General features: G+C 66.2%; 20 protein-coding genes and 2 tRNA genes. 15 read left to right on the top strand and 7 right to left on the bottom strand.

What is annotated here, in order from left to right:
* Nucleotides 1-31: 31 nt before the first annotated feature.
* The 5 genes from GGR73_RS04045 to GGR73_RS04025 all read right to left on the bottom strand — a co-directional run bounded on the left by GGR73_RS04045 (nt 32) and on the right by GGR73_RS04025 (nt 11,649).
* On the bottom strand, nt 32-1,948 hold the full coding sequence (locus GGR73_RS04045; protein ID WP_184455742.1) for a sialate O-acetylesterase: 1,917 nt from the start codon (nt 1,946-1,948) through the stop codon (nt 32-34).
* A 106-nt stretch (nt 1,949-2,054) separates the two neighbouring features.
* Nucleotides 2,055-4,316, bottom strand: a complete 2,262-nt coding sequence (locus GGR73_RS04040; RefSeq protein ID WP_184455740.1) for a cellulase — start codon at nt 4,314-4,316, stop codon at nt 2,055-2,057.
* 110 nt (nt 4,317-4,426) lie between these two features.
* Nucleotides 4,427-7,150 carry a TonB-dependent receptor gene (locus GGR73_RS04035; protein ID WP_184455738.1) on the bottom strand — a complete coding sequence of 908 codons (2,724 nt, stop codon included), beginning with the start codon at nt 7,148-7,150 and terminating at the stop codon, nt 4,427-4,429.
* Nucleotides 7,151-7,488: 338 nt separating this feature from the next.
* Nucleotides 7,489-10,419, bottom strand: coding sequence for a TonB-dependent receptor (locus GGR73_RS04030; protein WP_046342375.1), 2,931 nt, complete (start codon nt 10,417-10,419; stop codon nt 7,489-7,491).
* Between the two features lie 258 nt (nt 10,420-10,677).
* Nucleotides 10,678-11,649: a LysR family transcriptional regulator gene (locus tag GGR73_RS04025; protein ID WP_024939782.1), complete on the bottom strand. Its 972-nt coding sequence runs from the start codon at nt 11,647-11,649 to the stop codon at nt 10,678-10,680.
* A gap of 373 nt (nt 11,650-12,022) precedes the next feature.
* Between GGR73_RS04025 and GGR73_RS04020 the strand changes: the two genes are divergently transcribed.
* The 5 genes from GGR73_RS04020 (at nt 12,023) to fdxA (ending at nt 16,021) form a co-directional block, all read left to right on the top strand.
* Nucleotides 12,023-12,655: a 2-dehydro-3-deoxy-6-phosphogalactonate aldolase gene (locus tag GGR73_RS04020; RefSeq protein WP_024939783.1), complete on the top strand. Its 633-nt coding sequence runs from the start codon at nt 12,023-12,025 to the stop codon at nt 12,653-12,655.
* Complete coding sequence (dgoD, locus tag GGR73_RS04015; RefSeq protein ID WP_024939784.1) at nt 12,652-13,800, top strand: galactonate dehydratase; 1,149 nt, start codon at nt 12,652-12,654, stop codon at nt 13,798-13,800. The genes GGR73_RS04020 and dgoD overlap by 4 nt, the downstream gene beginning before the upstream one ends.
* Nucleotides 13,794-14,705, top strand: a complete 912-nt coding sequence (locus GGR73_RS04010; protein ID WP_184455736.1) for an SMP-30/gluconolactonase/LRE family protein — start codon at nt 13,794-13,796, stop codon at nt 14,703-14,705. The genes dgoD and GGR73_RS04010 overlap by 7 nt, the downstream gene beginning before the upstream one ends.
* Entirely contained in the window at nt 14,702-15,580 is an 879-nt protein-coding gene (locus GGR73_RS04005) for a 2-dehydro-3-deoxygalactonokinase (RefSeq protein ID WP_102252486.1), read from the top strand. The genes GGR73_RS04010 and GGR73_RS04005 overlap by 4 nt, the downstream gene beginning before the upstream one ends.
* A 117-nt stretch (nt 15,581-15,697) precedes the next feature.
* Nucleotides 15,698-16,021: a ferredoxin FdxA gene (gene fdxA, locus GGR73_RS04000; RefSeq protein WP_006453280.1), complete on the top strand. Its 324-nt coding sequence runs from the start codon at nt 15,698-15,700 to the stop codon at nt 16,019-16,021.
* Between the two features lie 118 nt (nt 16,022-16,139).
* On the opposite strand, the gene GGR73_RS03995 is transcribed toward fdxA, so the two are convergent.
* Together GGR73_RS03995 and dapA are read right to left on the bottom strand one after the other, a co-directional pair.
* On the bottom strand, nt 16,140-16,658 hold the full coding sequence (locus GGR73_RS03995; RefSeq protein WP_024939787.1) for a hypothetical protein: 519 nt from the start codon (nt 16,656-16,658) through the stop codon (nt 16,140-16,142).
* A gap of 16 nt (nt 16,659-16,674) precedes the next feature.
* Complete coding sequence (gene dapA, locus GGR73_RS03990; RefSeq protein WP_184455734.1) at nt 16,675-17,583, bottom strand: 4-hydroxy-tetrahydrodipicolinate synthase; 909 nt, start codon at nt 17,581-17,583, stop codon at nt 16,675-16,677.
* Nucleotides 17,584-17,675: 92 nt separating this feature from the next.
* Between dapA and GGR73_RS03985 the strand changes: the two genes are divergently transcribed.
* From GGR73_RS03985 to GGR73_RS03940, 10 genes are all read left to right on the top strand, one after another.
* Nucleotides 17,676-18,302, top strand: a complete 627-nt coding sequence (locus tag GGR73_RS03985) for a glycine cleavage system protein R (RefSeq protein WP_002813792.1) — start codon at nt 17,676-17,678, stop codon at nt 18,300-18,302.
* Nucleotides 18,303-18,315: 13 nt separating this feature from the next.
* On the top strand, nt 18,316-18,666 hold the full coding sequence (locus tag GGR73_RS03980) for a ribonuclease E inhibitor RraB (RefSeq protein ID WP_039515997.1): 351 nt from the start codon (nt 18,316-18,318) through the stop codon (nt 18,664-18,666).
* A gap of 37 nt (nt 18,667-18,703) precedes the next feature.
* A complete protein-coding gene (locus GGR73_RS03975; RefSeq protein ID WP_039520813.1) occupies nt 18,704-19,186 on the top strand; it encodes a peroxiredoxin in 483 nt (160 codons plus the stop codon).
* Nucleotides 19,187-19,268: 82 nt separating this feature from the next.
* Entirely contained in the window at nt 19,269-20,666 is a 1,398-nt protein-coding gene (locus GGR73_RS03970) for a PhoH family protein (protein WP_184455733.1), read from the top strand.
* Nucleotides 20,666-21,148, top strand: coding sequence for a hypothetical protein (locus tag GGR73_RS03965; RefSeq protein WP_184455731.1), 483 nt, complete (start codon nt 20,666-20,668; stop codon nt 21,146-21,148). The genes GGR73_RS03970 and GGR73_RS03965 overlap by 1 nt, the downstream gene beginning before the upstream one ends.
* Nucleotides 21,149-21,154: 6 nt before the next feature.
* Nucleotides 21,155-21,826: a YoaK family protein gene (locus GGR73_RS03960; protein WP_184380180.1), complete on the top strand. Its 672-nt coding sequence runs from the start codon at nt 21,155-21,157 to the stop codon at nt 21,824-21,826.
* 38 nt (nt 21,827-21,864) lie between these two features.
* Complete coding sequence (gene thiD, locus GGR73_RS03955) at nt 21,865-22,674, top strand: bifunctional hydroxymethylpyrimidine kinase/phosphomethylpyrimidine kinase (protein WP_065032314.1); 810 nt, start codon at nt 21,865-21,867, stop codon at nt 22,672-22,674.
* Nucleotides 22,671-23,552 carry an alpha/beta fold hydrolase gene (locus GGR73_RS03950; protein ID WP_184455729.1) on the top strand — a complete coding sequence of 294 codons (882 nt, stop codon included), beginning with the start codon at nt 22,671-22,673 and terminating at the stop codon, nt 23,550-23,552. Before thiD ends, GGR73_RS03950 begins: the two co-directional genes overlap by 4 nt.
* Before the next feature lie 40 nt (nt 23,553-23,592).
* A tRNA-Arg gene (locus tag GGR73_RS03945) sits at nt 23,593-23,669 on the top strand.
* 109 nt (nt 23,670-23,778) lie between these two features.
* A tRNA-Arg gene (locus tag GGR73_RS03940) sits at nt 23,779-23,855 on the top strand.
* Nucleotides 23,856-23,916: the final 61 nt, after the last annotated feature.

Below are 23,916 nucleotides of genomic sequence, written 5' to 3'. Positions count from 1 at the left end.
ACGGGGGAATGCATGGACATAGGACTCCGTGTCACCAGGTATCGGTGCGGAAGGGGGAAACGGGAAGCTGTTCGCGATTGACCAGGTTGGCGTCGTCCGGGTTTTCGCTCCAGCCGTAGCGCACCGCGACCGGTGCAGCCACCGCGTCGCTACGCACGATCACGCGATCGCCCTCAATGCGCGCGGTAGCCGAATGGAAGTGTTTGTCGGCACCGGCGACGCGGAAGCCTTGCACTTCGCCACCATTACGCACCTGCAAGGCACTGCCCTGCAGATCGAAACTCAGCAGTGCCTGACCATCGGCAAAGCGCGCCTGCTTGAACACCGGCGCGCTGTACACCAGCGTTTCGCCATACGCCACATGACGTGCAGCAATCGCAAGGCGATGGCCGACATCGCGCTTGTTGGTGGGATGGATATCGGTGGGGTTGCCGATATCGATGATCACCGCCTGCCCGGTCGCCGGCAGCGCCAGCGTCTTGGACTGCGACTCGCGCAACAGTGCCCACGGACTCAGCTCACCCTTGTCGCCGCCGGCCTTGAAGTTGGCCAGCTGCACCCACAGGAACGGCAGCGTTTTCGCGCCACGTTCGGCGCGCCATTGCTGGATCATCGCGGCGAACTGTTCACGGTACTTCACCGCGCCGGTGTCACTGGCATTGGTTTCGCCCTGGTACCAGATCACGCCCTTGACCGGGAACGGCTGCAGCGGATGGATCATCTGGTTGTACAGCAGCGTGGGCAGCTGATTCTTGTTGTCGACCAGCGATACACGCACGGCGGCCGGGCGGAATTTCCAGCCGCCCAACGCGCGTTTGGCACCGGCGCTGGTCTGCACGAAGCGCTGCTCGTCCGGACCATGCATGCCGCCACCGCCACTGAGATCTTCCACCCGCACCGCGATGTGGTTGACCCCTGCATGCAAGGCCGAAGCCGGCACGCTGTAGACGCGCGGCAGGTTCCACTGCTTTTCGGTCGTGCCGACCTGCTGGCCATTGACGTAGGTGATGTCCGAGTCGTCGATCTGTCCCACGCCCAACGTGATGCCGGCCTTGGCTTCGGCAGCGCTCAGGGTGACCGTGGTGCGATACCAGGCGATCCCGTCCATGCCGTCATAGCCGCTGGATTCCCACTGCTGGGTGGTCGGGATGCTGTCCCAGTCGCTGTCGTCGAATGTCGCTTCGCGCCACTGCGGCATCTCGCCATCCACCTTGGGCCAGCGCGCGATGCGCTTGCCGGTGGCCGCCTGCGCAGCGGCATCGCGCTGCTTGATCGCTTCGATCGCGCCCTGGTTCTGCCCGGCATCCAGGCCCAGCGAGGCCGCATCCATCCACGCCTCGATCGCGCTGCCGCCCCAGGTGCTGTTGACGATGCCGATCGGCACGCCGGTGCTGGCGCGCAGCTCCTTGGCGAAGAAATAACCGACTGCGGTGAACTCGCCGGCGTTGTCCGGCGTGGCGGACTTCCAGTCGCCGCCGGTCAGGCGCGCTTCCGGCTGCAGCGACCACGACTTGGGCACCTTGAAGTGCCGCAACTGCGGGTCGTTGGCCGCCGCCACCGCCTGCGGGCCATCGCTGGCCTGCGCCAGCGGCCACTCCATGTTCGATTGACCGCTGGCCAGCCACACATCGCCGACCAGCACATCGCGCACCTGCAACTCGCCGCCGTCGCCCTGCACGCTCAGCACATAGGGGCCGCCGGCCTTGTGTGCGGGCAGGCTGACCTTCCACTGGCCTTTGGCATCGGCCTTGGCGGTGGCCCGCTTGCCGTCGAAGCTGACCGTGATGGCGGCATGGGGCGTGGCCCAGCCCCACACCGGCATCGCCTGGTCGCGCTGCAGCACCGCGCCATCGGCGAACAACAACGGCAGGCTCGGTTGCGCCAATGCAGCAGGGCTGGCGAGCACCAGGCCCAACAGGCAGCCACGACGGATGAGGGAAACAGTCATGCAGTGATCTCCAGGGTCGGCGCGGCCACTCGGCGCGCAGCGATGCGACGGCGCATGCCGCCGTACACGGTAAGACAGCGCGATGACGCGCACAGGGACGCAGCGCTCATCGTGGATCGCCGTAGAAGATGCCACGCCCACCGGTGGCGAAGTACACGCGCCCGGGGAGGCGCGGGTCGCCGGTGACGCTGTAGGGCTTGCCGAACCGGTGCGCGTCGTCGTTGATGCGCAACCAGTGCGCGCCTTCATCGTCGGAGCGGAACACGCCGTCCACTCCATCCACGCGGCCGGCCAGATACAGCGCCGGCGGTGCGCCATCGCGCAGTGCCTTGCCGATGCCCAGCGAACGCGCCTCATCCGGCCTGGACAAGGTCTGCAAACGCCCATCCTGCCAGCGCATCACGCCCAGCGCGGGGCTGGCCAGATATACCACCCCCGCCCGCCACGGATCCGGGCGCAGCTGCGGGCGCGCCCGTTCGTCGCGCGCCGGGTTGCCGGCCTGTGCACCGGTGTCGCGAAAGCTCGCTGCACCATCGCGGCTCTCGTACAAGCGCCCGCTGGCGGTATCCACTGCATACCAGCGCCGCGCATCGACGCGATCGGCCACCGCCAACGCTGTCTCGGGCAGGCCCTGCACACGTTGCCAGTGCTTGCCGAAATCGGCGGTGCGCCAGTTGCCGCCTTTCTCGGGCGCCCACACCACATGGGATGCATCGGCGGCAATGGCGATGTTGCCGGCGCCCTGCCCGGCTGGCGGCTCGCTGGCGAACGCCGTCCACTGCGCGCCGCCATCGCGCGAGTACAGCGCACGGATCTCGTTGTTGCGGCGATCGCGCACGGTACCGCTGCGCACCACCCACTGCGCGGCCTGCCCGGCGGCATCGATGCTCTCGCCATTGGTCAGGCGCGGACCGGCGTATTGCAGCTGCGCACGCTCCAGATCGTCGTGCCGGAAGCCGTCGATATCGCCCAGCGCACTGAGCAGGTGCGCGCCCTGCATCGGGCTCAGCAGATCCAGCGGCACGGTCTCTTCCAGCCCACGATCCTGGAACCACCACTGCAACGGCTGCTGCTGCCTGGCGAAATCCTGCAGGTTGCGCGAGGCCCAGATGCCGTAGCCGGTGACAAACAGCGCGTGGTTGCTGTCGAACGGATCGATCGCCAGCGCGCCCATCCAGTGTGGCGTGGCCTGCGCGGTCCACGGCGCTGCGCTGTGATCGAACTGCGCGCCCGCCAGCAACGGCGTCCAGCTGCGCCCGCCGTCGACGCTGCGGAATAGCTCATCGCGCGGGCTACGACGGCGGAAGGTGCTGGCCAGCAGCACCTGCGGCTGTTGCGGATCCACCGCCACCGCGCCCCAGCCGAAACCATCGCCGCTGGCCGGCTGCGCGATCGGGCTGATCTCGGTCCAGCGCCCCTGCGCCGGGGTGTATTTCCACAGCGCGCCGCCGGCCATCAGGTCCGGCCCGGGCTGGTCGCCGTAGCTCAGGTACCACTGCCCATCGCTGCCGCCGGCCATATGACTGGGACGCAGGCCCTTGGGCTGCCCGGCCACTGCCGACCAGCTGCGGCCGGCGTCGTCGGAAACATACAGACTGGTCTGCGCGGTGGACACGCCGACATAGATGCGCGGGGTCGGACGGCCGGGGCGGCCGCTGGCGGCATCGAAGACGACAAAGGCGATGCCCACCGCCTGCTCGCGTCCGACATGATTGCGCGCCGTCGCGCCCGCCATTGCCTCGGCGGGAAATGCATCCACCCGCGCCCAGTGCGCGCCGCGATCGTCGCTGCGCCACAGCCCTGCATCGCGTGAGCCCAGCAACAGCACACGGCCATCGTGCGGGTCCACCGCCAGCCGTTCGCCATTGGCACGGCCCAATTGATTGCCGCCGAGTTTGAACGGCAACTCGGCACGCTCGAAACTGCGGCCGCGATCGAACGAGCGCAGCACCGCGGCATTGCCGGCGCGCTCGTGCATGTAAGTACCTGCAGCCAGATACAGCGCCTGCGGGTCGGCAGGATCGACCGCGAATGCGTCGATCCCCATCAGGTTCCAGTCGTCGGCACCCAGCCAGTCGGTCAGTGCCACCCACTGCTGCGCGCGCGCATCCCAGCGGTACGCACCACCGACATCGGTACGTGCATACGCAAGGTCGCGCTCGGCGGGATGAAACAGCACACCGGTGACGAATCCGCCACCGCCGATGGCGACGCTGCGCCATTGGTAAGGCCCCTGGGACGCCGGATCGGCGGCCTGCAGCGGCAGGATCGAAAGCGACAACAGCACCAGCAGTGCCAGCCATACACGGACCGGCCACATCGCTGCGGTAACGCGGCGCACAGTAGGCGGATCGATCACAGCGATCATTCCTCCGGCTCCTCTTGCGATCGACGGCCTGCCGTCGATAGGAAAAACACCGGCCCGACGGGCTGCCTGCACAGCTCGCCGGACCGGAGACGCACTTCCTACGGCGCGTTCTACAGGCTGGCCCGCAATGTCAGGCCATACCGACGATCGTTGATCACGAAGTCACGGTAGCGCGACTCGGTGCCCAGATAGCTTTCGCGACGGGTATCGAGCAGATTCACGCCATCGAGCGAAATCGACCACACATCATTGATGTTGAAACGCAGCGAGGCATCCAGCTGGCCGAAGCCCTTGTTGTAGACCGGCAGGTTGCCGGTGCCGTTGCCCGCGGTGGTCACCAGCCAGTCGCTGCGCCAGTTGTAGGCCACACGGCCCTGGAAGCGCGAGGTTTCGTAGCTGAGGATCGCGTTGTAGCTGTTCTTGGACAGACCTTCCAGCGGCACGGTCAGCGCCTGGCCGTTGGTGTCGGTGGCGGTGGGGCTCGGCGCCTCGCTGTCGACATAGGTGTAGTTGGTCTGCAGGCCGAAGCCGCTCAACCAGCCCGGCAGGAAGTCGAAGAACTGCGTATAACCCAGTTCCGCACCGCGGATCTTGCCGGCATCGCCGTTGACCGGACGGGTGATCTGCCAGACCTGGCCGTCGTAGACCTCGTTGAAGACGGCATTGGCGATGAAGCCTTCGACCTTCTTGTAGAACAAGGTGCCGTACATCATCGAGCCCTGGCCGAAGTACCACTCCAGCGCGGTGTCGAACTGGTCGGCCTTGACCGCTTCCAGACTCGGGTTACCCGCGGTACCGGTGAAGGTCGAGGCACCATTGGAGGTGCCGGTGCTCAGGCTCAGGTTTGGGTTGAGCCGGTCGAAGGTGGGACGGGAGATGCCGCGCGAGGCCGCAAAACGCCACTGCAGCTGATCGCTCAGCATCCAGCGCAGGTTCAAGCTGGGCAGCACGTCGGTATAGGTCTGCTGCGCATCCACCGGGATCAGTCCGCCGCCTTCGCTGTCGGTTCCGGTGCGCACGCCCTGCGAGCCCACCTCGGTCCGCACCACGCGCACGCCGATGTTGCCGTCGAACGGAATCGAGTCGCTGTCCACGCCGAAGCGCAGCACGCCATAGGCCGCGTAGGTCTTCTCGTTCTGCGTATTGATGTTGTTGGGCGCAAATTCCAGCGGGCTGGCGCCGAAGGTAGCCAGGGTCTGCTCGTAGTTGGCCACTGCCGAGTCGGCAGCCGTCAGCGTGCGGCCGAAGGTGCTGCTCTCACCGCGGAAAAAGTCGGTGATCGGGTTGGTCACCAGACCGATGGTCGGGTACTGCGAGAACGGCGTGCCCGAGCAATCGTTGATGCACATGAAACGGTAGATATTGCCCTTGGTCTCGGCATCGCGGTCGGTGTAACGCACACCGGCCTTGAAGCTGCGCACGAAGTCGCTGTCGAAGGCCAGGTCCATGTCGGCGCGCCAGGCGAACTCGGTGCCCTTGTTGTCGTCCTTGTTGTCCAGGTGCCAGCGCCAGCCGTCGTAGTTGTTGGCATCGGCCAGATAGCCTTCCGCGCCGCTGGCATCGGTCACCGACAGGCGCGGCAGATCGCCACGGAAGTCGACGTTGAACTGCGGGCTGGTGTCCTGCCCGGTGGCGACGATGTAGCGCGTGCCCTTGGTGGTGGCATCGACGTACTGGAAGTCGGTGCTCAGGGTCAGCTTCTCGTTGACCGTCCACTTGGCGCCCAGCGAGTAATCGGTGGTCACCGAATGCCGCTCGGTCAGACTGGTGTTGGATTCGGTCGGCACGTTCTGAAACGAGCCATTGACGAACTCGTTGCGGTCGTTGACCTGGATGCCCGGCAAGCCCTGCATCGGGTTGGCGCCGGTCAGGGCGAAGAACGAATAGTCGTGCCAGCTGAAGTCGTAATCCGAACGCAGCACCTGCGTGTAGACCTCGACCGAATCGTTCGGACGCCACTGCATCGCGAACGCACCGGTCTTGCGCTCGCGCTCACCGATGGTGGTGTTGATGCCGGCGCCGTGCGGCACCGACACGCCCTGGCCTTCATAGCCCGGCAGATCGGTTTGCGTGTACCACGGCTCGATCGAGATGGTGTCCTGGCGGAACGGGCTCTTCTGCTGCGAGTAGTTCACCAGCAGGCCGATCTCGCCGATGCCGGTCTGCCAGCGATCGCTGAACAGGCCCGAGAACGCCGGCTTGCCGTCGTCGGCCAGGTCGTAATAGTTGTATTGGACGCTGCCGGCGATCTTGCGGCCGTCATAGTCGAAAGGCAGGCGCGTGCGCAGGTCGACGGTGCCGCCCAGGCCACCTTCGATCATGTCGGCCGAGGGATTCTTGTACACGTTGACGCCGCCGAGCAGTTCGGCCGACACGTCCTCGAAGCTCAGGCCACGGCCATCGTTGGCGGTGAAGATGTCACGGCCATTGAGTTCGGTGCGCACCTGGGTCAGGCCGCGGATGGCGATCGAGCTGCCTTCGCCGTAGTTGCGCGAGATCTGGATACCGGAGATGCGCTGCAGCGCCTCGGCGACGTTGTTGTCGGGCAGCTTGCCGATGTCTTCGGCAACGATGGAATCGACGATCTGCTCGGCGTTCTGCTTGACCAGCTGCGCCTTGGTGACGCTGCTGCGCGTGCCGGTGACCTGCACCGTGTCGAGCTGCTGGGTGGTGGAGTCCTGAGCCGGGGTGGCTGTGGTGGTCGCGTCCTGCGCGTAGGCCTGCGTGCTCAACAGCGTGGCCACACTGAGGGCCATCACGGAGCGGCGGAAATCACGGATCGAACGCTGACCCACAGTCCGGCTTGCCGGAATGTGGCGATGTTGCACTGACATGGTGCTCCCTCCCAGGACGCATGTACTTCTAATTTTTAGCGGGCCGGTGCGCGAACGCCCTGCCCGTCGTTGGTGCTGGCCCGCATCCGCCCACGACCGGAAGGCCGGGCGGTGCGATGCGTGGTAATCCTGACAAGGCTTACCTAGCGGCTGCGGCCGGAGCATAGGGCGGCGCTGTCGTGCCACACCAATGAAATATTCCTGGAAAGCTATTCGTAAAAACTATAGCAACGCCGACAAACCCGCTGGGTCTGGCATTGCGGATCCGGACGGCCGGAGCGGCCAAAGCGGGCTCAAGTCTGCGAGCCCGCACACGGCAGTTCCGTGATGGCCTTCGCTTACCAGTTCATGCGCAGCACCAGCGAATAGCGCCGGTCGTTGACGAACGAAGAGCGCGTATACAGACGCGGATCCACCTCGCCGCCTTCGTACGAGGTCGGCCCCATCAGCACCTTGGTCACCGTGTTGGTCAGGTTGTTGGCCTGCACGCCCAGTTGCAGGTGCTCGTTGAAGCGGTAGAAGAACGAGCCGTCGAGCTGGCCATAGTCGTCGGCCCAGGTCGGCAGACGGGTGGACGCATCGCTGGTGGTCAGCAGGTAGCGCGAGCGCCAGTTGTAGGCCAGACGCAACGACAACGGGCCCTTCTCGTAGATACCGGCCAGGTTGTAGCTGCGCCGCGACAGGCCTTCCAGTGGCAGCTCGACACCGGTGACGGTGGTATTGGTGTACGGGTCGGTGGCGGTGTTGGCGCCGCCCTGGCTGTCGACGAAGGTGAAGTTGGCATTGACGCCGAACCCGCTCAGCCAGCCCGGCAGCTGATCGAAGAACTGGGTATAGCCCAGCTCCGCACCGCGGATGGTGCCCTCGTCCATGTTGTACGGGCGCGTCACCAGCCAGGGGCGGTTGTCGTAGATCTCGCTGCGGGTCTGGGTGGAGAAGTAATCCTTGACCTTCTTGTAGAACAGCGTGGCGTACAGCATGTCGCTGGTGTCGAAATACCACTCCAGCGCAGTGTCGAACTGGTTGGCCACCATCGGCTTGAGGTTCGGGTTGCCGGCGGTGCCGACAAAATCGGTCGCCTGGCCGGCGTCGTTGGTTTCCACGTTGAGCAACACATACGGCTGCAGTTGGGTGTAGTCCGGGCGCGCCATCGCCTTGGAGGCGGCAAAGCGCCACTGCAGGCTGTCGGTGAAGCGCAGCCGCAGGTTCAGGCTGGGCAGCACGTTGGTATAGCTGCCCTGGGAGTTGTTCTCGAAGTACTGCCCGGTATAGCGCGCCTGCAGTTCCGGCGAGACATTGAGCCCGGCCAGGTTCTGGAACTGGCCAAAGCCTTCGGCCTGGGTCTTGGTCTGCACCACGCGGATGCCGATGTTGCCGTCCACCGGCACGCCCCAGGCCTCGTCGTTGCCGAAGTACAGCGCCGCGTAGGCGGCCTGGGTGCGTTCGTGCTGGCGGTTGGTGTCCTGCGGCTGATAGGTGTCCGGCGCCCAGCCGTAGCCGCGCAGCGCCACGATCTGCTGGATCATCTGCGAGGCGGAGCGGTAGTTGTTGACCAGGCTGCTGTTGGGCACCACCAGCGTGGTCGGCACGTTCACCCCGCCGCGAAAGAAGTCGGAGAAGGTGAACAACGACGACTGGTCGGTCATGAACTCGGACATATTCGCCAGGCCGTTGCTGGTGCCCGGAATGGCGGCCCAGTTGTCGGAGATCACGCCCCAGTTGTAGCCGGAATTCTTGTTGATCTGGTTGCGGTCGGTGGCGCGCATGCCGAAGCGCGCAAAGCGCAACCAGCTGCTGTCATCGAAGGTGTATTCCAGATCCACACGCGTGGACAGCTGCCGCCCGCGGTTCTTGCCCAGGTGATCCATCGCCGCCGCCCAGAAGTAGTTGGACGGGTCCTGGGTAAAGCCCGGATTGGCGATCTGCACGCTGGGATATTTGCCCGACACGTCGTACGACAGGCCCGGCAGATAGGTCGCACTGAACACGGTGAAATCCAGCTGTTCGTTCTCCGACTCCACCAGCTGCATATCGCCCTTGATCTGCAGGTTGTCGTTGAAGAAATGGCTGAAGCCCACCGACATGTCGGTGGTGGTGGTGCGCTGTTCGGAATAGCGGTTGTCGGTATTGAAGCGCACACCATCGCCGGTGAGCACCCCGCGCCACGAGCTGGATACCGGCGAGCCGCGCAGGAAGGCGCCGCGATCGTCGTAGTCGAAGGTGGTGCCCGGTGCCGGCGTGATGCTGTTGTTACTGTCGTTGAAGAACGCGGCGCGCTCCTGCCAGTTCATCTCGTAGCGCGAGCGCAGGAACTGCGCATAGATCTCGGTGGCATCGCTGGGCTTCCACTGGAACGCCGCCGCGATCCCGTCGCGCTTGCGCTCGAAATCCAGCTGACGCCAGTTCACCCCGCCCGGCACGAACACTTCGCTGCGCCCGCTTCCGGCCAGCACGGCCTCATCGGTCCGCCGCACGTACGGCTCCACCTGGATGCCGTCCGAGCGCGTGGCCAGCTCCGAATGCGCGACATCGATCATGAAGCCCATTTCGCCGATGCCGGTGTTCCAGCGGTCGCTGAACAGGAACGAGGCCGACGGCTTGTACTTCTTGCTCATGTCGCCGTAGTTGTAATCGACATTGCCGCCGACGATCCGGCCCGGATTGTCGAACGGCATGCGCGTACGCAGATTGACCGTGCCGCCCAGCCCGCCCTCGATGATTTCCGCCGAGGGGTTCTTGTAGACGTCCACACCGGCCATCAACTCGGCCGGCACGTCTTCGAAGCTCAGCCCGCGGCCGCTGGCGGCGCTGAAGATGTCGCGCCCATTGAGTTCGCCGCGCACCTGGGTCAGGCCGCGGATCATCACGCCGCTGCCTTCGGCGGAGAAATGGTCCGGATCGCTGCGTGCGGCGAAGTGATCGATGGTCACGCCGCTGACGCGCTGCAGGGTTTCGGTGACGCTGCGGTCGGGCAAGGCGCCGATGTCTTCGGCACTGACCGAATCCACGATCTGGCTGGCATCGCGCTTGATCACCTGCGACTTGATCAGGCTGGCGCGCACGCCGCGCACTTCCACCGTGTCCAGATCCACCGCGCTGGTGCCGCCATTGGCGCTGGAGGCGGCCTGCGACGACTGCGCCTGTTGCGCATAGACGGGGGCGGCGAGCAGTAACCCGATGCTGACGGCCATGGCCGAATGACGCAAACGCGGGGTACGACGTGCGTGCACGCCCGTCCCTGCCGAGGCATGGCTTGAAAACTTGTACATCTGAATCCCTCCCAGGACGCAAGACGACTGAAGACTGGTTGTCGCGGCGCCGCGACGCGGCCCGCGTGATCACGGCGGAGCCGGCACGGACGCCTGCCCCTCCCTCTATCTGACGGTTTGCCCGCCGATCACCTGCCCGACTTCACGTGCGCTTCAGCGTGCGATCTGGCTCACAGATATAGGCGCGTGGTCTAGCGCCAGCCAATGAAAAATTCACAGCCTGGTATGCCGTGCCGGAATACAAATGGAAGAGCCCGCTTAACCAGTGGATTCCGGCCCGCGCAGACCGGGGTACAAACGCCGCGCGGTGGTGCGCAGCGCCTGCAGAATGCGCTCGGCGCCGGGCGGCAGGATGTAATCGCGCCGCCGGATGATGCCGAACGACTCCATGCGGACGCCCAGCTCGATCGGCAGCACGGTCAGCAGCTTGGCCTGGATCAGCGGCGCCACCGACTCCACCGGCAAGGCGGTCAGCATGTCGGTGCCACGCAACAGCGTGGAGGTCACCGGCAGCGACGAGGTCTCGATCGCGTTGGTCGGTGTCTGCACGCCGTGCTCCATGAACATCGAATCCAGCCGCGCGCGCAGCACGCTGTCGGCCGGCGGCAGGATCCAGCCATGCCGCACCAGATCCGCATGCTGCAGGCCGGTCCGACTGGCCAGCGGGTGGCCGGCACGCGCGATCACCGAATGCGGCTCGTCGGCCAGCGGCTCGAACTCCAGCTCGCCCACGCCTTCGGGCCCCAGGATGCGGCCGATCACGATGTCCAACTGGCCGTCCAGCAACTTGGCCACCAGCGGGCGGCTGTAATCCATTTCCACCCGCACTAGGATGTCGGGGAACTCGCGCTTGACCTCGGCGATCGCCTGCGGCACCAGGTTGGTGCCCGGATTGACCACGGTGCCGATCGAGGCCTGGCCCATCCTCCCGGCGCGCAGCGCGGCGATTTCCTCCTGCGCCCGGCCGATCTCCGACATCGCCGCACGCGCACGCCGGATCAGCACATGGCCGTACCAGGTGGGCTCCACCCCGCGGGCATGCCGCTCGAACAGTTTCACCCCCAGCATGTCTTCCATTTCCGCCAGCAGCTTGGAAGCGGCCGGTTGGGTCATGCTGGCAGCCTCGGCCGCGCGCAGCACCGAGCGTTGTTCGTGCAGATGCAGCAGCAGCAGGAGCTGGCGCGTCTTGAGGCGGGCAGCGTTGAACCAGGGAGTGCCGGAATTTGCCATGGGGTATCGCCACGCAGCTGTATTCGTAGGAGGAATAGAATATGCCGAAAATTTCATTTGCAGCACATATCTCCCCGCGCGAGGCTATCGAACGCCGCAGCAGGAGCCCCTACCTCCCGGGCGCGGCCAGAACAGACGTGACCCATCTTCCACAGGATGGCAACACGCACGCCATGATTGCGGAGGTGGACGACGATGACGGCAACTTGCCGGCCAATTGCAGGCCGTTGGAGTGCGCACGCAAGTGCCGCAGCCACCTCGTCGCGGCTGCCTGCCGCCCTCCGCGCGCTGCTATGCAGCGCTGCAACTTCCCCCGACGCTGGCGCCCATCCGGACGCCGACGGCCGCTTTCCGCTCTATCGCGAGTAACACGATGACCTCAGACACCACCGCCAGCCTGTTCGCCCTGCCGCTGATCGCCATCCTGCGTGGCATCACGCCGGAAGAAACGCTCGACCATGTCGGTGCACTGATCGACGCCGGCTTCGACGCGATCGAGATCCCGCTCAATTCGCCGCGCTGGGCCGAGAGCATCGCCCTGGCCCAGCAGACCTACGGCGAGCGCGCCTGGATCGGCGCCGGCACCGTGCTGCGCAACGACGATGTCGACACCCTGGCCGAGATCGGTGCGCGCTTCATCGTCACCCCGAATACGCGCCCCTCGCTGATCCGCCATGCGGTGTCGCGCGGGCTCACCGTGGTCGCCGGTTTCGCCACCGCCAGCGAGGCGTTCGACGCCATCGATGCCGGCGCCACGATCCTGAAGCTGTTCCCGGCAGCCACCTATGGCGCCGCGCATGTGCGCGCGCTGCGCTCGGTGCTGCCCAAGCACATTCCGGTCTACGTGGTCGGCGGCGTCAGCCCGCAGACCCTGGCCGGCTTCGTTGCCCAGGGCGCCGCCGGCGCCGGCATCGGTGGCGAACTGTACAAACCCGCGCAATCGCTCGAAACGACCCAGACGCATGCACGCGCCTTCGTGCAGGCCTACCAGGAACTGCAAGGATGAAGATCACCCGCCTCACCACCTACCATGCCGCACCGCGCTGGCTGTTCCTCAAGGTCGAAACCGACGAGGGCATCACCGGCTGGGGAGAGCCGGTCATCGAAGGCCGCGCGCGCTCGGTGGAAGCCGCCGTGCACGAACTGGCCGGCTACGTCGTCGGCAAGGATCCGGCGCGCATCAACGACCTGTGGCAGACCATGTACCGCGCCGGTTTCTACCGTGGCGGCGCCATCCTGATGAGCGCCATCGCCGGTATCGACCAGGCCTTGTGGGACATCAAGGGCAAGGCCCTGGGCGTGCCGGTGTACGAGCTGCTGGGCGGGCTGGTGCGCGATCGCATGAAGACCTACCGCTGGGTCGGCGGCGACCGCCCGGGCGCGATCATCCAGCAGATCACCGACTACCGTGCGCTGGGCTTTGACACCTTCAAGTTCAACGGCACCGAGGAAATGAAGCTGATCGACAGCGCGCGCGCCGTCGATGCCGCCGTGGTCAAGGTCGCCGAAATCCGCGAAGCCTTCGGCAACAGCATCGACTTCGGCATCGACTTCCACGGCCGCGTCGGCGCGCCGATGGCCAAGGCGCTGCTGCGCGAGCTGGAGCCATTCAAGCCGCTGTTCGTCGAGGAACCGGTGCTGGCCGAGCAGGCCGAGTACTACCCGCGCCTGGCCGCGAGCACCTCGATTCCGCTGGCGGCCGGCGAGCGCATGTTCTCGCGCTTCGAATTCAAGAACGTGCTGTGCGCCGGCGGTATCGGCATGGTGCAGCCGGACCTGTCGCATGCCGGCGGCATCACCGAGTGCGTCAAGATCGCCGCGATGGCCGAAGCCTACGATGTCGGCTTCGCCCCGCACTGCCCGCTCGGGCCGATCGCGCTGGCCGCCTGCCTGCACGTGGACTTCGTTTCGCACAACGCGGTGCTGCAGGAACAGAGCATCGGCATCCACTACAACGAAGGCGCCGACCTGCTCGATTACGTCATCAATAAAGACGATTTTCAGTGTGTCGATGGCAGTATCGCCGCGCTGCCCAAACCCGGGCTCGGTGTGGAGATCGACGAAGACATGCTCAAGCGCGCAAACGAAAATCCGCCGGACTGGCGCAACCCGGTCTGGCGTCACAGCGATGGCAGCATCGCCGAATGGTGAGCACGCCCGAACACACCGCCGTGCTGGCGGTCGACAGCCGCTGCACGCATGGCGAAGGCGTGCTGTGGTGCGAGCAACGTGAAGCGCTGTACTGGGTGGACATCAGCGAGAAGCGGCTGTGGCGGCATCATCCGCACAGCGCACACACGCAGTACTGGACGCTGCCGGACCGCCCCGGTTGCCTCGGCCTGATGGACGACGGCCGCGTGATGATCGCGCTGGCCAAGTCGGTCTGCATCGCCGACCCCGACAACGCCGACGCCGACACGCTGCCGCTCGAGCACCTGGCCGATATCGAAGCCGACAACCCCCACACGCGCAGCAACGACGGCCGCGCCGACCGCAACGGCAACCTCGTGTTCGGCACCATGGACGAGCACGACCACAAGGCCGCACGCGGCGCGATGTACCAGTTTTCGCTGCGCCACGGCCTGCGTGCGTTGCCGCTGCCGGGCGTGTCGATCCCCAACTCGATCTGCTTCAGCCCCGACGGCCGCACGCTGTATTACTGCGACTCGCTGCGCCCGCAGATCCTGTGCTGCGATTACGACGCCGACACTGCGCAGACCAGCAACGTGCGCGTGTTCACCACGCTGGATCGCGACGATGCCGAGCCGGACGGCTCCATCATCGACAGCGAAGGCTATCTGTGGAATGCGCAATGGCGCGCCTGGCGCGTGGTGCGTTACCGCCCCGACGGCAGCATCGAGCGCATCGTGCAGTTGCCGGTCAAACACCCCACCTGCAGCGCCCTCGGCGGCGCCGCGCTGGACCGCCTGCACGTGATCAGCTCGCGCCTGGACCATAGCGCCGAAGAACTGGCGCGCACGCCGGAAGCCGGCGGCCTGTACGTCTGCGACGTGCCGATCAAGGGCCTGCCCGAGAGCCGGGTGACCAGCGCATGATCGCCATCGACTGGGGCACCAGCAGCCTGCGTGGCTACCTGCTCGCTGCCGACGGCACGGTGCTGGAGCAACGCCGCGGCAGCGACGGCATCCTGGCCTGCCAGGGCCGCTTCGCCGACGTGCTGAGCACGCTGATCGACGGCTGGGATGGCCCGCTACTGCTGTCGGGCATGATCGGCAGCCGCAATGGCTGGGTCGAGCAGGCCTATCTGCCCTGCCCGGCCGATACCGCCGCCCTGGCGCAGGCGATGCGCAGCTACACCGACCTGCTGCCCGGGCGCACGCTGTGGTTCGTCCCCGGCGTAAGCACCGGCGAGCAGCACGGCGTGCCCGATGTCATGCGTGGCGAGGAAACCCAGCTGGTCGGCCTGATCGCCGCACTCGGCGATGGCGAACACGTCGCCTGCCTGCCCGGCACCCACAGCAAATGGGCGCAGATCGCGCACGGCCAGCTGACCGGTTTCGCCACCGTCATGACCGGCGAGCTGTATGCGGTGCTGCGCCAGCACAGCATCCTGGGCAAGTTGATGCAGGACGACCCTGCGGACCTGGACACCGATGCCTTCGCGCAAGGCGTCGACCGCAGCGCCGCGCCCGGTGGCCTCAGCCATCACCTGTTCGGCGCCCGCACGCTGGGCCTGTTCGACCGCCTCGCCGCCACCGCACTGCCGTCCTACCTCTCGGGCCTGCTGATCGGCCACGAACTGCGCGAGCAGCGCGGCAGTCACGCCACCGTGCACCTGGTCGGCAGCCCCGGCCTGGCGCAGCGCTACGCGCTGGCGCTGGCGCAGCTGGGCGTGCGGACGCAGCTGCATCGGGAAGATCTGGCTGCGACGGGATTGTTCGCGCTAGCCAGGCAGCGCGGCTTGGCCTGACCGGAGACGGTCAGGACCGCGCCGAGCGGCCAGGGCTGGAGGCCGACAAATCCCGGCCAACCCCACACCGGCCACCGGACTGCTTTAGAATTGACAGGCTAAACGCCGGATTCCGCCATGCCTTTTGTTGTCACCGAAAACTGCATCAAGTGCAAATACACCGACTGTGTCGAGGTCTGTCCGGTGGATTGCTTCCATGTCGGCCCGAATTTCCTGGTCATCGACCCGGATGAGTGCATCGACTGCACGCTGTGCGAGCCGGAATGCCCGGCCAATGCGATCTACCCGGAAGACGACGTCCCGGCAGGCCAGGAAGGCTTCGTCGCGCTCAACGCCGAGCTGGCCAAGGCCTGGCCGGTGCTGACCGTGCGCCAGGAACCGCTGCCCGATGCCGCCGAGTGGGACGGCAAGCCGAACAAGCTGCCACTGCTGCAACGCTGAAACGGCGCCTGGCAGCATCCAGCTGGCGACAACGCAGCGACAGAGCGATACCACGCACCAGAACGCAAAACGGGCGCCCGAAGCGCCCGTTCTGCTGTCTGCAGTTGCTGCAGCGGCCTCAGCCGCCCAGCTTGCCCTTCAACGCTGTGATGACCGCCACCGGCGCTGCCGCAGTGGCCGGCATGCCGCGCGGATCCACCGCCGACACATAGCTGCCGGCTTCGACCTTCACCACGCGCACCAGGAAGCTGGAGCCTTCGTAGCTGACGTCGTAGGAACCGAGCATCTGCGCCTTGCTGGCGATGGTCAGGCCGGGAATGTCGGCCAGCGCCGCGCCAACCTTGGCGAACACCTCGTCGCGCTCGCCCGGCACGGTGAAACCGCTGTTGGCGCTGGCGGACGGTGGCGCCGAAGTGTTCTGCTGCGCGCTCGATGCCAGCGTCGGCACCTTCATCGCACCGGAGGTGTCGGGCAGGTTCAGATCCGGCGGCACTTCCAGCGGACGGGCTTCCGGGGCCAGCGCGTAGTCACCGCGTGCGCCCTTGTGGAACCAGCTGCAACCGCTCGTGGCGGCGACGGTGGCGGTCGCCAGCAACGCGAGCGAGAGCACGCGGACGGGGGAAACGGAATGACGCATCGATAAATCTCCTGGGTCAGGCCGCGAGCATTTCGCGGCTGGAAAGCGCTTCCAACGCAACAGCGTCGGCGGCAAGGCGGTCGGCGGCAGGCTGGTGCGCCGCAGAAAGGGGCAGTAACGGCAGGCGCAGGCCGTGCCCGATCCCGGCGCGCTGCAGCAGCGCCTTGACCGGGATGGGATTGGATTCGATCCCGCAGAAACTGTGGTACTCGCTCAGGCGTGCGTCCCACGTGGTGGCCGCCTCGCGCTGGCCATCGCGGGCCAGATCGCACAGCCGCCGGTACGCCGACGGCAACGCGTTGGACGCGACCGAAATCAGCCCGTCGGCACCGGACAGCATCGCCTGCGCGGCGCTGCCATCGTCACCGCTGAGCACCACGAAGGACTCGCTGCGCAGCGCCACCAGCGCGGCGACGCGCTCCGGCTCGCTGCGTGCTTCCTTGATGCCGACGATATTCGGATGGCCGGCCAGCGCGGCAACCGTCTCCGGCAACAGGTCGCATCCGGTGCGGCCGGGCACGTTGTACAGCACCACCGGCAGCCCGCCGTTGTCGGCAACCGCCTGGAAATGTGCCTGCAGCCCGGCCTGGGTCGGACGCACGTACGGCGGCGTCACCACCAGCGCGTACTGCGCACCCAGCGCCGCAGCGCGGCGCGTCTGCGCGATGGTCTTGGCGGTGCCCGACAGGCCGGTACCGGCCAGCACCGGCACACGGCCGGCCACCTGCGCGACGGCGGCACGCAACAAGGTGTCGTACTCCTCGTCGCTCAATGCCGCGGCCTCGCCGGTGGAACCGGCGACGACGATTCCCTGCACGCCGCCGTGCAGTTGCTGTTCCAGCAACCGCCGCCAGGCATCCAGGTCGAGTGCGCCGTCCGGACCGAAAGGGGTCGCCAGCGCGGTGATGATGCCGGAAAGGGACAAGATTCTGCTGCTCTTACGTGACAGGAAAGGCCCGCGCGCACGCGGGTTGTGGCCGCCTGCATGTTACTTGCGGCGCGAAACCACGGGCAAGTATGCTGGTCACCGCCAGGGCGCCTGCCCGGGCGGCCATTCAGCCTGATGCAATGCCGGAAGCCCCTTTGACCGACTCGACTCCCCGGCCTTCGCCGACCGAAAACCACCTCCTGATCAACGCCTATACGACGCATCCGGAGTCCCCCCTGTTGCCCGTCACCCGCCGCATCGCCGACAGCGGCTGCAATCTCGTAGACGCCCGCCTGGCCACGGTGGGGCGCGATGTCTCGGTCACCGCCCTGGCCACCGGCTCCTGGGATTCGGTCGCCAAGCTCGAAGCGATGCTGACCCGGCTCGAGCGCGAGGAAGGCCTGAAGCTGGTGTGGTACCGCACCGGCCCCAAGCAGACCCAGTCCAACCTGCTGCCCTACATCGTCGAAGTCATCGCCGCCGACAAGCCGGGCATCCTGTTCCAGCTGGCCGATTTCTTCGACCGCCAGGGCATCACCATCGAGAATCTGCAGAGCACGCGCTACCGCGCCATGCAGACCGGCGCGGAGATGTTCTCGGCGCAGGTGACCATCGGCGTGCCGGCCAACATGCACATCGCCGCGTTGCGCGATGATTTCCTGGAATTCTGTGATCACCTCAATCTCGACGCGATCATGGACCCGATGAAGTTCTGAGGCAGACGTTCCGATGGCCATTGCCCTTTCCGCCCTGAAACAGATGTTCGAGCACATCCGCTCCGAGACCGACTGGAATCTCGACGGGCCGTTGCGCTGGGAATATTTCTTCGCCGACCCGGCGCAGCAACCGCTGCAACACCTCGCCGAGCAACTGACCCGGGACGGCTATCGGGTCATCGACATCTTCCTCGGCGAACGCGACGAAGACGATGGCGACGACGAAGAGTCGTACTTCCTGCACGTGGACAAGCTGGAGCAGCACACCATCGAGTCGCTGAATCAGCGCAATGCGCAGTTCGATGCGCTTGCCAAACGTTTCCACGTGGCTGCTTATGATGGGATGGACGTCGGCCCGGCTTGACCGCGCCGCACGCCCCTCCACTTAGGGCTGAGCAACGATGACCGACGCTGTATTCGAACTACCCGCTGCAAGCTTCGACCTGCCACTGTCGCTGTCCGGCGGCACCCAGACCACGCTGCGTGGCTACGCCGGCAAGTGGGTGGTGCTGTACTTCTACCCGAAGGACAGCACGCCCGGCTGCACCACCGAAGGCCTGGATTTCAACGCGCTGCTGCCGCAGTTCACCCAGGCCGGCGCGGTCGTGCTGGGCGTTTCGCGCGACTCGGTGAAGTCGCACGACAATTTCTGCGCCAAGCAGGGATTTACCTTCCCGCTGGTCAGCGATGGCGACGAGGCCCTGTGCCGCGCCTTCGACGTGATCAAGGAAAAGAACATGTACGGCAAGCAGGTGCTCGGCATCGAGCGCAGCACCTTCCTGCTGTCGCCCGAAGGGGTGGTGGTGCAGGCCTGGCGCAAGGTCAAGGTCGCCGGCCACGCCGACGCCGTGCTGGCCGCGTTGAAGGCGCACGCCAGACAGTGACGCCCCCTGGTTTCCCGTGTCCTCCATCACCCTGCCCTGCAGGCGTGATGGCTCGCCCCTGCTCCATCACTTGGAAGACCCAATGACCCGAGGCAAGCGCATCTACGTGCTGGACACCAACGTGCTGATGCACGATCCCACCGCGCTGTTCAAATTCGAGGAACACGACGTGTTCCTGCCGATGCAGGTGATCGAGGAACTCGACAACGCCAAGAAGGGCACGTCCGAAGTCAGCCGCAATGCGCGCCAGGTCAGCCGCTTCCTGGACGAATTGCTGGAGAACACGAATGCCGAGCAGATCCAGGCCGGCATCCTGCTCAGCCATCCGCAGGGTATCCAGCTCAAGGGCCAGGCGACGATCGGCCGGCTGTATTTCCAGATCCATCCGATCGACCCGGGCCGCACCTTCGGCGCGATGATCCCGGACAACAAGATCCTGGCCTCGGTGCTGGCGCTGTGCGAGGAGCATCCGGATGTGCCGGTCATTCTGGTGTCCAAGGACATCAACCTGCGCATCAAGGCCTACATCAGCGGCCTGAATGCGGAGGACTACCAGAACGATCGTGCGCTGGACGATTTCAGCCTACTGTTCACCGGCGCCATCGAGCTGCCGGAAAATTTCTGGGAAAAGCACAACCAGGACCTGCGCAGCTGGAACGAGCGTGGCCGCACCCATTACGAGATCGTGCTGGCCGAGGACGAAGACTGGTATCCGAACCAGTACCTGTACCTGCCGGGCGAGGACGAAGTGGAGCTGCGCGTGGCCAAGGTCGGCGGCGGCAAGGCCACGCTGTGCCTGGTCGACGATTTCCGCAGCGGCCAGCATGCGGTCTGGGGCATCGTGGCGCGCAACCGCGAGCAGAACTTCGCGCTCAATGCCTTGATGGACCCGGAAATCGACTTCGTCACCCTGCTCGGCACCGCCGGCACCGGCAAGACCCTGCTCGCCCTGGCCGCCGGCCTGGCGCAGACGATGGATCAGCAGCGTTACCGCGAAATCATCATGACCCGCGCCACCGTCAGCGTCGGCGAAGACATCGGCTTCCTGCCCGGCACCGAGGAAGAAAAGATGACGCCGTGGATGGGCGCACTGACCGACAACCTGGAAGTGCTCACCCACAACCAGGACGGCGGCGCCTGGGGGCGTGCGGCCACCAACGACCTGCTCGCCAGCCGCATCAAGATCCGCTCGATGAACTTCATGCGCGGGCGTACCTTCCTGTCGCGCTACCTGATCCTGGACGAGGCGCAGAACCTCACTCCCAAGCAGATGAAGACACTGATCACCCGTGCCGGCCCCGGCACCAAGATCGTGTGCCTGGGCAACGTCGAACAGATCGACACGCCCTACCTCACCGAAACCACCTCTGGCCTGACCTATGCGGTGGATCGCTTCAAGGCCTGGCCGCACAGCGCGCATATCACGCTGCGGCGCGGCGAGCGTTCGCGTCTGGCCGACTTCGCCTCGGAGGTGCTGTGATGCACAGGCTGCGCGGCGCGGCGGCACTCGCCGTGATGGCACTGGCCGGCTGCGCGACCGCGCCGCCGCCAGCGAGCGTGCCGACCAACCTCAAGAACGGGCAGTCCTGGGTCATCACCCGCCAGGGCATCGCCGAGCAGGTGCTGGACACCTGCTCGCGCGACAGCCCGGCGCGGCATTCGGGCCAGGTCACCGGCTACTGGACACCGAGCCAGCAGCAGATCGAACAGCTCGAATCCAGGCAGGATGCCTTGACGCCGACCATCCCCGAGCCGCGCGATTTCGATCGCCAGTACGTGGGCGTGGTGGTCCAGGGCCAGCAGCTGATCTACATCAACGCCTTCAAACTCCCGAACGATCCGCCGGTGAAACCGGCCAAGGAAGCGATCCGGGTGTGCGATGGCGGTAGCGCCTTCTGGGGGGCGCTGTACGATCCGCAAACCGGCGCGTTCTCGCAGATCGCCGTCAACGGTACGCCCTGACCCGCGATGGGCCTGCTGCTGCCGCGCTGGGTCTGGATCGGCGCGGTGGCGTTATCGGGCGTGGCCGGCATGGTCAACGTGGTCGGCTACCTGGGCTCCGAGCATCAGGTGGTGAGCCACCTCACCGGCACCACCAGCCTGCTCGGCGTGGCCCTGGTGCAGAACAGCGCACCGGAGATCGGCTTTCTCTGGGGCATCCTGATCGCCTTCTGCGCAGGCGCCATGCTCAGCGGTCTGATCATCCAGGACGATGTCTTGCGGCTGGGACAGCGCTACGGCGCGGCGCTGCTGCTCGAAGCGTTGCTGCTGCTGGCCGCAATCCCACTGTTCAAGCTGCACCATGTCGGCGGCGCGTTGGTCGCCGCAGGCGCCTGCGGCCTGCAGAACGCCATGGCCACCACCCTCAGCGGCGCCGCAGTCCGCACCACCCATCTGAGCGGCATGTTCACCGACCTGGGCATCGGCCTGGGGCATCTGCTGCGCGGGCGCCCGCTGCAGGTGCGCCGGCTCACGCTGAGCGGGCTGATCATCGGCGGCTTTCTCGGCGGCAGCATGCTCGGCACCTGGCTGTTCCAGCGCTGGCACTACGACGCGCTCTACCTGCCAGCCAGCCTGACCGGAGTGACCGGTGCAGGCTACGTTGGCTACCTGCAGTGGCGTCGCTGGCGCACGCGCTGATCCGCACATCCGCCAGACAGCAGTGCAGAATCCCCCCCATGACCACGTCCAGCACGCTGTCCGCCCTGACCATCGCCGGCTCCGATTCCGGCGGTGGTGCCGGCATCCAGGCCGACCTCAAGACCTTCGCCGCGCACCGCGTGCACGGCTTGTCGGCGATCGCCGCATTGACCGCGCAGAACACCCGCGCCGTCACTGCCGTGCATATCCCCCCGGTCGCGTTTCTGCGGGCGCAGATCGATGCCTGCTTTGCGGACTTCGAAATTCAGGCAGTCAAGCTCGGCATGCTCGCCAACGCCGAGGTCATCCATTGCGTGGCCGATCTGCTCGAAACCCATCGCCCACCGTTCGTGGTGCTCGACCCGGTGATGGTGTCCACCAGTGGCGCCCGCCTGCTCGAAGACGCCGCGCTGGAGGCCCTGCGCGCGCGTCTACTGCCGCTGGCCACGCTGATCACACCGAATACGCCCGAAGCCGAACTGCTGACCGGCCGCCGCATCGACGATGCCGACGCCGCCGAGCATGCCACCGCCGCCCTGCTCGAACTCGGCGCCAACGCGGTACTGCTCAAGGGCGGTCACCTGCACGAGGGCGCGCGGGTGATCGACCGCTTCGATGACGGTGTCACCCAGGACGTGTTCATGCATCCGCGCCTGCAGGTCGATGCGCATGGCACCGGCTGCAGCCTGTCGGCGGCCATTGCCGCGCAGCTGTGCCAGGGCCTGTCCCTGCTCAACGCCTGCGAAGCGGCCATCGACTACATCGCGCGCGCCATCCGCCTTGGCCACAGCCCCGGTCACAGCGAGGTGCTGGTGCTGGACCATTTCGGCGCCGCGCCCAGCCCATGAGCGTGCAGGCCAGCACGCTCGCCGTGACCGCAGCGGATGGACATGCCTGGCAGGTGCTGCGCCACGCATCGGCGCGGCCGATCGCCAGCCTGCTGTGGCTGCCGGCACTGGGCGTTGCCGCCCGGCACTACCAGCCGTTCGCGCACGCCCTGGCGAGCGCCGGCATTGCGGTGTATCTGCACGAGTGGCGCGGCAACGGCAGCAGCACCCTGCGCCCCTCGCGCGAGCACGACTGGGGCTATCGCACGCTGCTTGCCGACGATATCCCTGCCAGCCGCGCGCTGCTCGACCTGCATGACCCGCAACTGCCGTGCGTGCTGGGCGGTCATAGCCTGGGCGGCCAACTGGCTTGCTGCCATGCCGCGCTGCAGCCGGCACGGATTGCGCAGCTGTGGCTGGTCGCCAGCGGCTCGCCGTACTGGCGCAATTTCCCGGTGCCGATGCGCTACGGCCTGCCGCTGATCTTCCGGCTGCTGCCATGGCTGGCACGCACGCAAGGCGTGCTGCACGGGCGAAGGCTCGGTTTCGGCGGCACCGAGGCGCGCAGCCTGATCGCCGATTGGGCGCAGGTCGGTCGCAGCAATCGCTATCGTGCGGCAGGCACGTCGTGGGATCTCGAGCAGGCGTTGGGCCAACTCGATCTGCCGATCAGCGCAGTGACCTTCGCGCGCGACCGCTTCGGCCCGCCCGGCGCCTTGCAGGCCTTGCTGCGGAAAATGCCGCAGGCACGTGCCGAACGTGTCGCCTTGGACGATGCGCAACTGGGCGTGCGCAGCGATCACTTCGCATGGATGAAGACGCCTGCCGCCGTGGCCGCTGCACTGCGCCGGCGTCTTGGCGATGAGGCTAGCGACAATCGAATGTCACAAAGGGATTGACGAGGACTCCGGGCATCCGCATAATTCCGCTCCTGACGACGCGCCCGTAGCTCAGTTGGATAGAGTACCTGGCTACGAACCAGGCGGTCGGGAGTTCGAATCTCTCCGGGCGCACCATCTTCAGAACAATAAGAGACAGCCTTCAACCGCTGTCTTTTTAGTTACAAGGGTCCGATCGCACTGCGACGGATCTGCGAGTTGGAAATGCAAGTCAAAACAAGATAATGCGCCCGTAGCTCAGTTGGATAGAGTACCTGGCTACGAACCAGGCGGTCGGGAGTTCGAATCTCTCCGGGCGCACCAATCTTGAAGAAAACGACCAGCTTGCTGGTCTTTTTTTTGCCTGTCGTTCGAGCGCATGGCG

It is taken from the genome of Xanthomonas sp. F14, from assembly GCF_014199865.1.
The sequence above is the reverse complement of the archived record's forward strand: the minus strand, read 5'-3'. Positions and strand labels throughout refer to the sequence as shown.

Coding starts and splice junctions, on each gene's coding strand:
- GGR73_RS04045 (WP_184455742.1), bottom strand. CDS start 1,948: ATGACTGTTTCCCTCATCCGTCGTGGCTGCCTGTTGGGCCTGGTGCTC.
- GGR73_RS04040 (WP_184455740.1), bottom strand. CDS start 4,316: ATGATCGCTGTGATCGATCCGCCTACTGTGCGCCGCGTTACCGCAGCG.
- GGR73_RS04035 (WP_184455738.1), bottom strand. CDS start 7,150: ATGTCAGTGCAACATCGCCACATTCCGGCAAGCCGGACTGTGGGTCAG.
- GGR73_RS04030 (WP_046342375.1), bottom strand. CDS start 10,419: ATGTACAAGTTTTCAAGCCATGCCTCGGCAGGGACGGGCGTGCACGCA.
- GGR73_RS04025 (WP_024939782.1), bottom strand. CDS start 11,649: ATGGCAAATTCCGGCACTCCCTGGTTCAACGCTGCCCGCCTCAAGACG.
- GGR73_RS04020 (WP_024939783.1), top strand. CDS start 12,023: ATGACCTCAGACACCACCGCCAGCCTGTTCGCCCTGCCGCTGATCGCC.
- dgoD (WP_024939784.1), top strand. CDS start 12,652: ATGAAGATCACCCGCCTCACCACCTACCATGCCGCACCGCGCTGGCTG.
- GGR73_RS04010 (WP_184455736.1), top strand. CDS start 13,794: ATGGTGAGCACGCCCGAACACACCGCCGTGCTGGCGGTCGACAGCCGC.
- GGR73_RS04005 (WP_102252486.1), top strand. CDS start 14,702: ATGATCGCCATCGACTGGGGCACCAGCAGCCTGCGTGGCTACCTGCTC.
- fdxA (WP_006453280.1), top strand. CDS start 15,698: ATGCCTTTTGTTGTCACCGAAAACTGCATCAAGTGCAAATACACCGAC.
- GGR73_RS03995 (WP_024939787.1), bottom strand. CDS start 16,658: ATGCGTCATTCCGTTTCCCCCGTCCGCGTGCTCTCGCTCGCGTTGCTG.
- GGR73_RS03985 (WP_002813792.1), top strand. CDS start 17,676: ATGCTGGTCACCGCCAGGGCGCCTGCCCGGGCGGCCATTCAGCCTGAT.
- GGR73_RS03980 (WP_039515997.1), top strand. CDS start 18,316: ATGGCCATTGCCCTTTCCGCCCTGAAACAGATGTTCGAGCACATCCGC.
- GGR73_RS03975 (WP_039520813.1), top strand. CDS start 18,704: ATGACCGACGCTGTATTCGAACTACCCGCTGCAAGCTTCGACCTGCCA.
- GGR73_RS03970 (WP_184455733.1), top strand. CDS start 19,269: ATGACCCGAGGCAAGCGCATCTACGTGCTGGACACCAACGTGCTGATG.
- GGR73_RS03965 (WP_184455731.1), top strand. CDS start 20,666: ATGCACAGGCTGCGCGGCGCGGCGGCACTCGCCGTGATGGCACTGGCC.
- GGR73_RS03960 (WP_184380180.1), top strand. CDS start 21,155: ATGGGCCTGCTGCTGCCGCGCTGGGTCTGGATCGGCGCGGTGGCGTTA.
- thiD (WP_065032314.1), top strand. CDS start 21,865: ATGACCACGTCCAGCACGCTGTCCGCCCTGACCATCGCCGGCTCCGAT.
- GGR73_RS03950 (WP_184455729.1), top strand. CDS start 22,671: ATGAGCGTGCAGGCCAGCACGCTCGCCGTGACCGCAGCGGATGGACAT.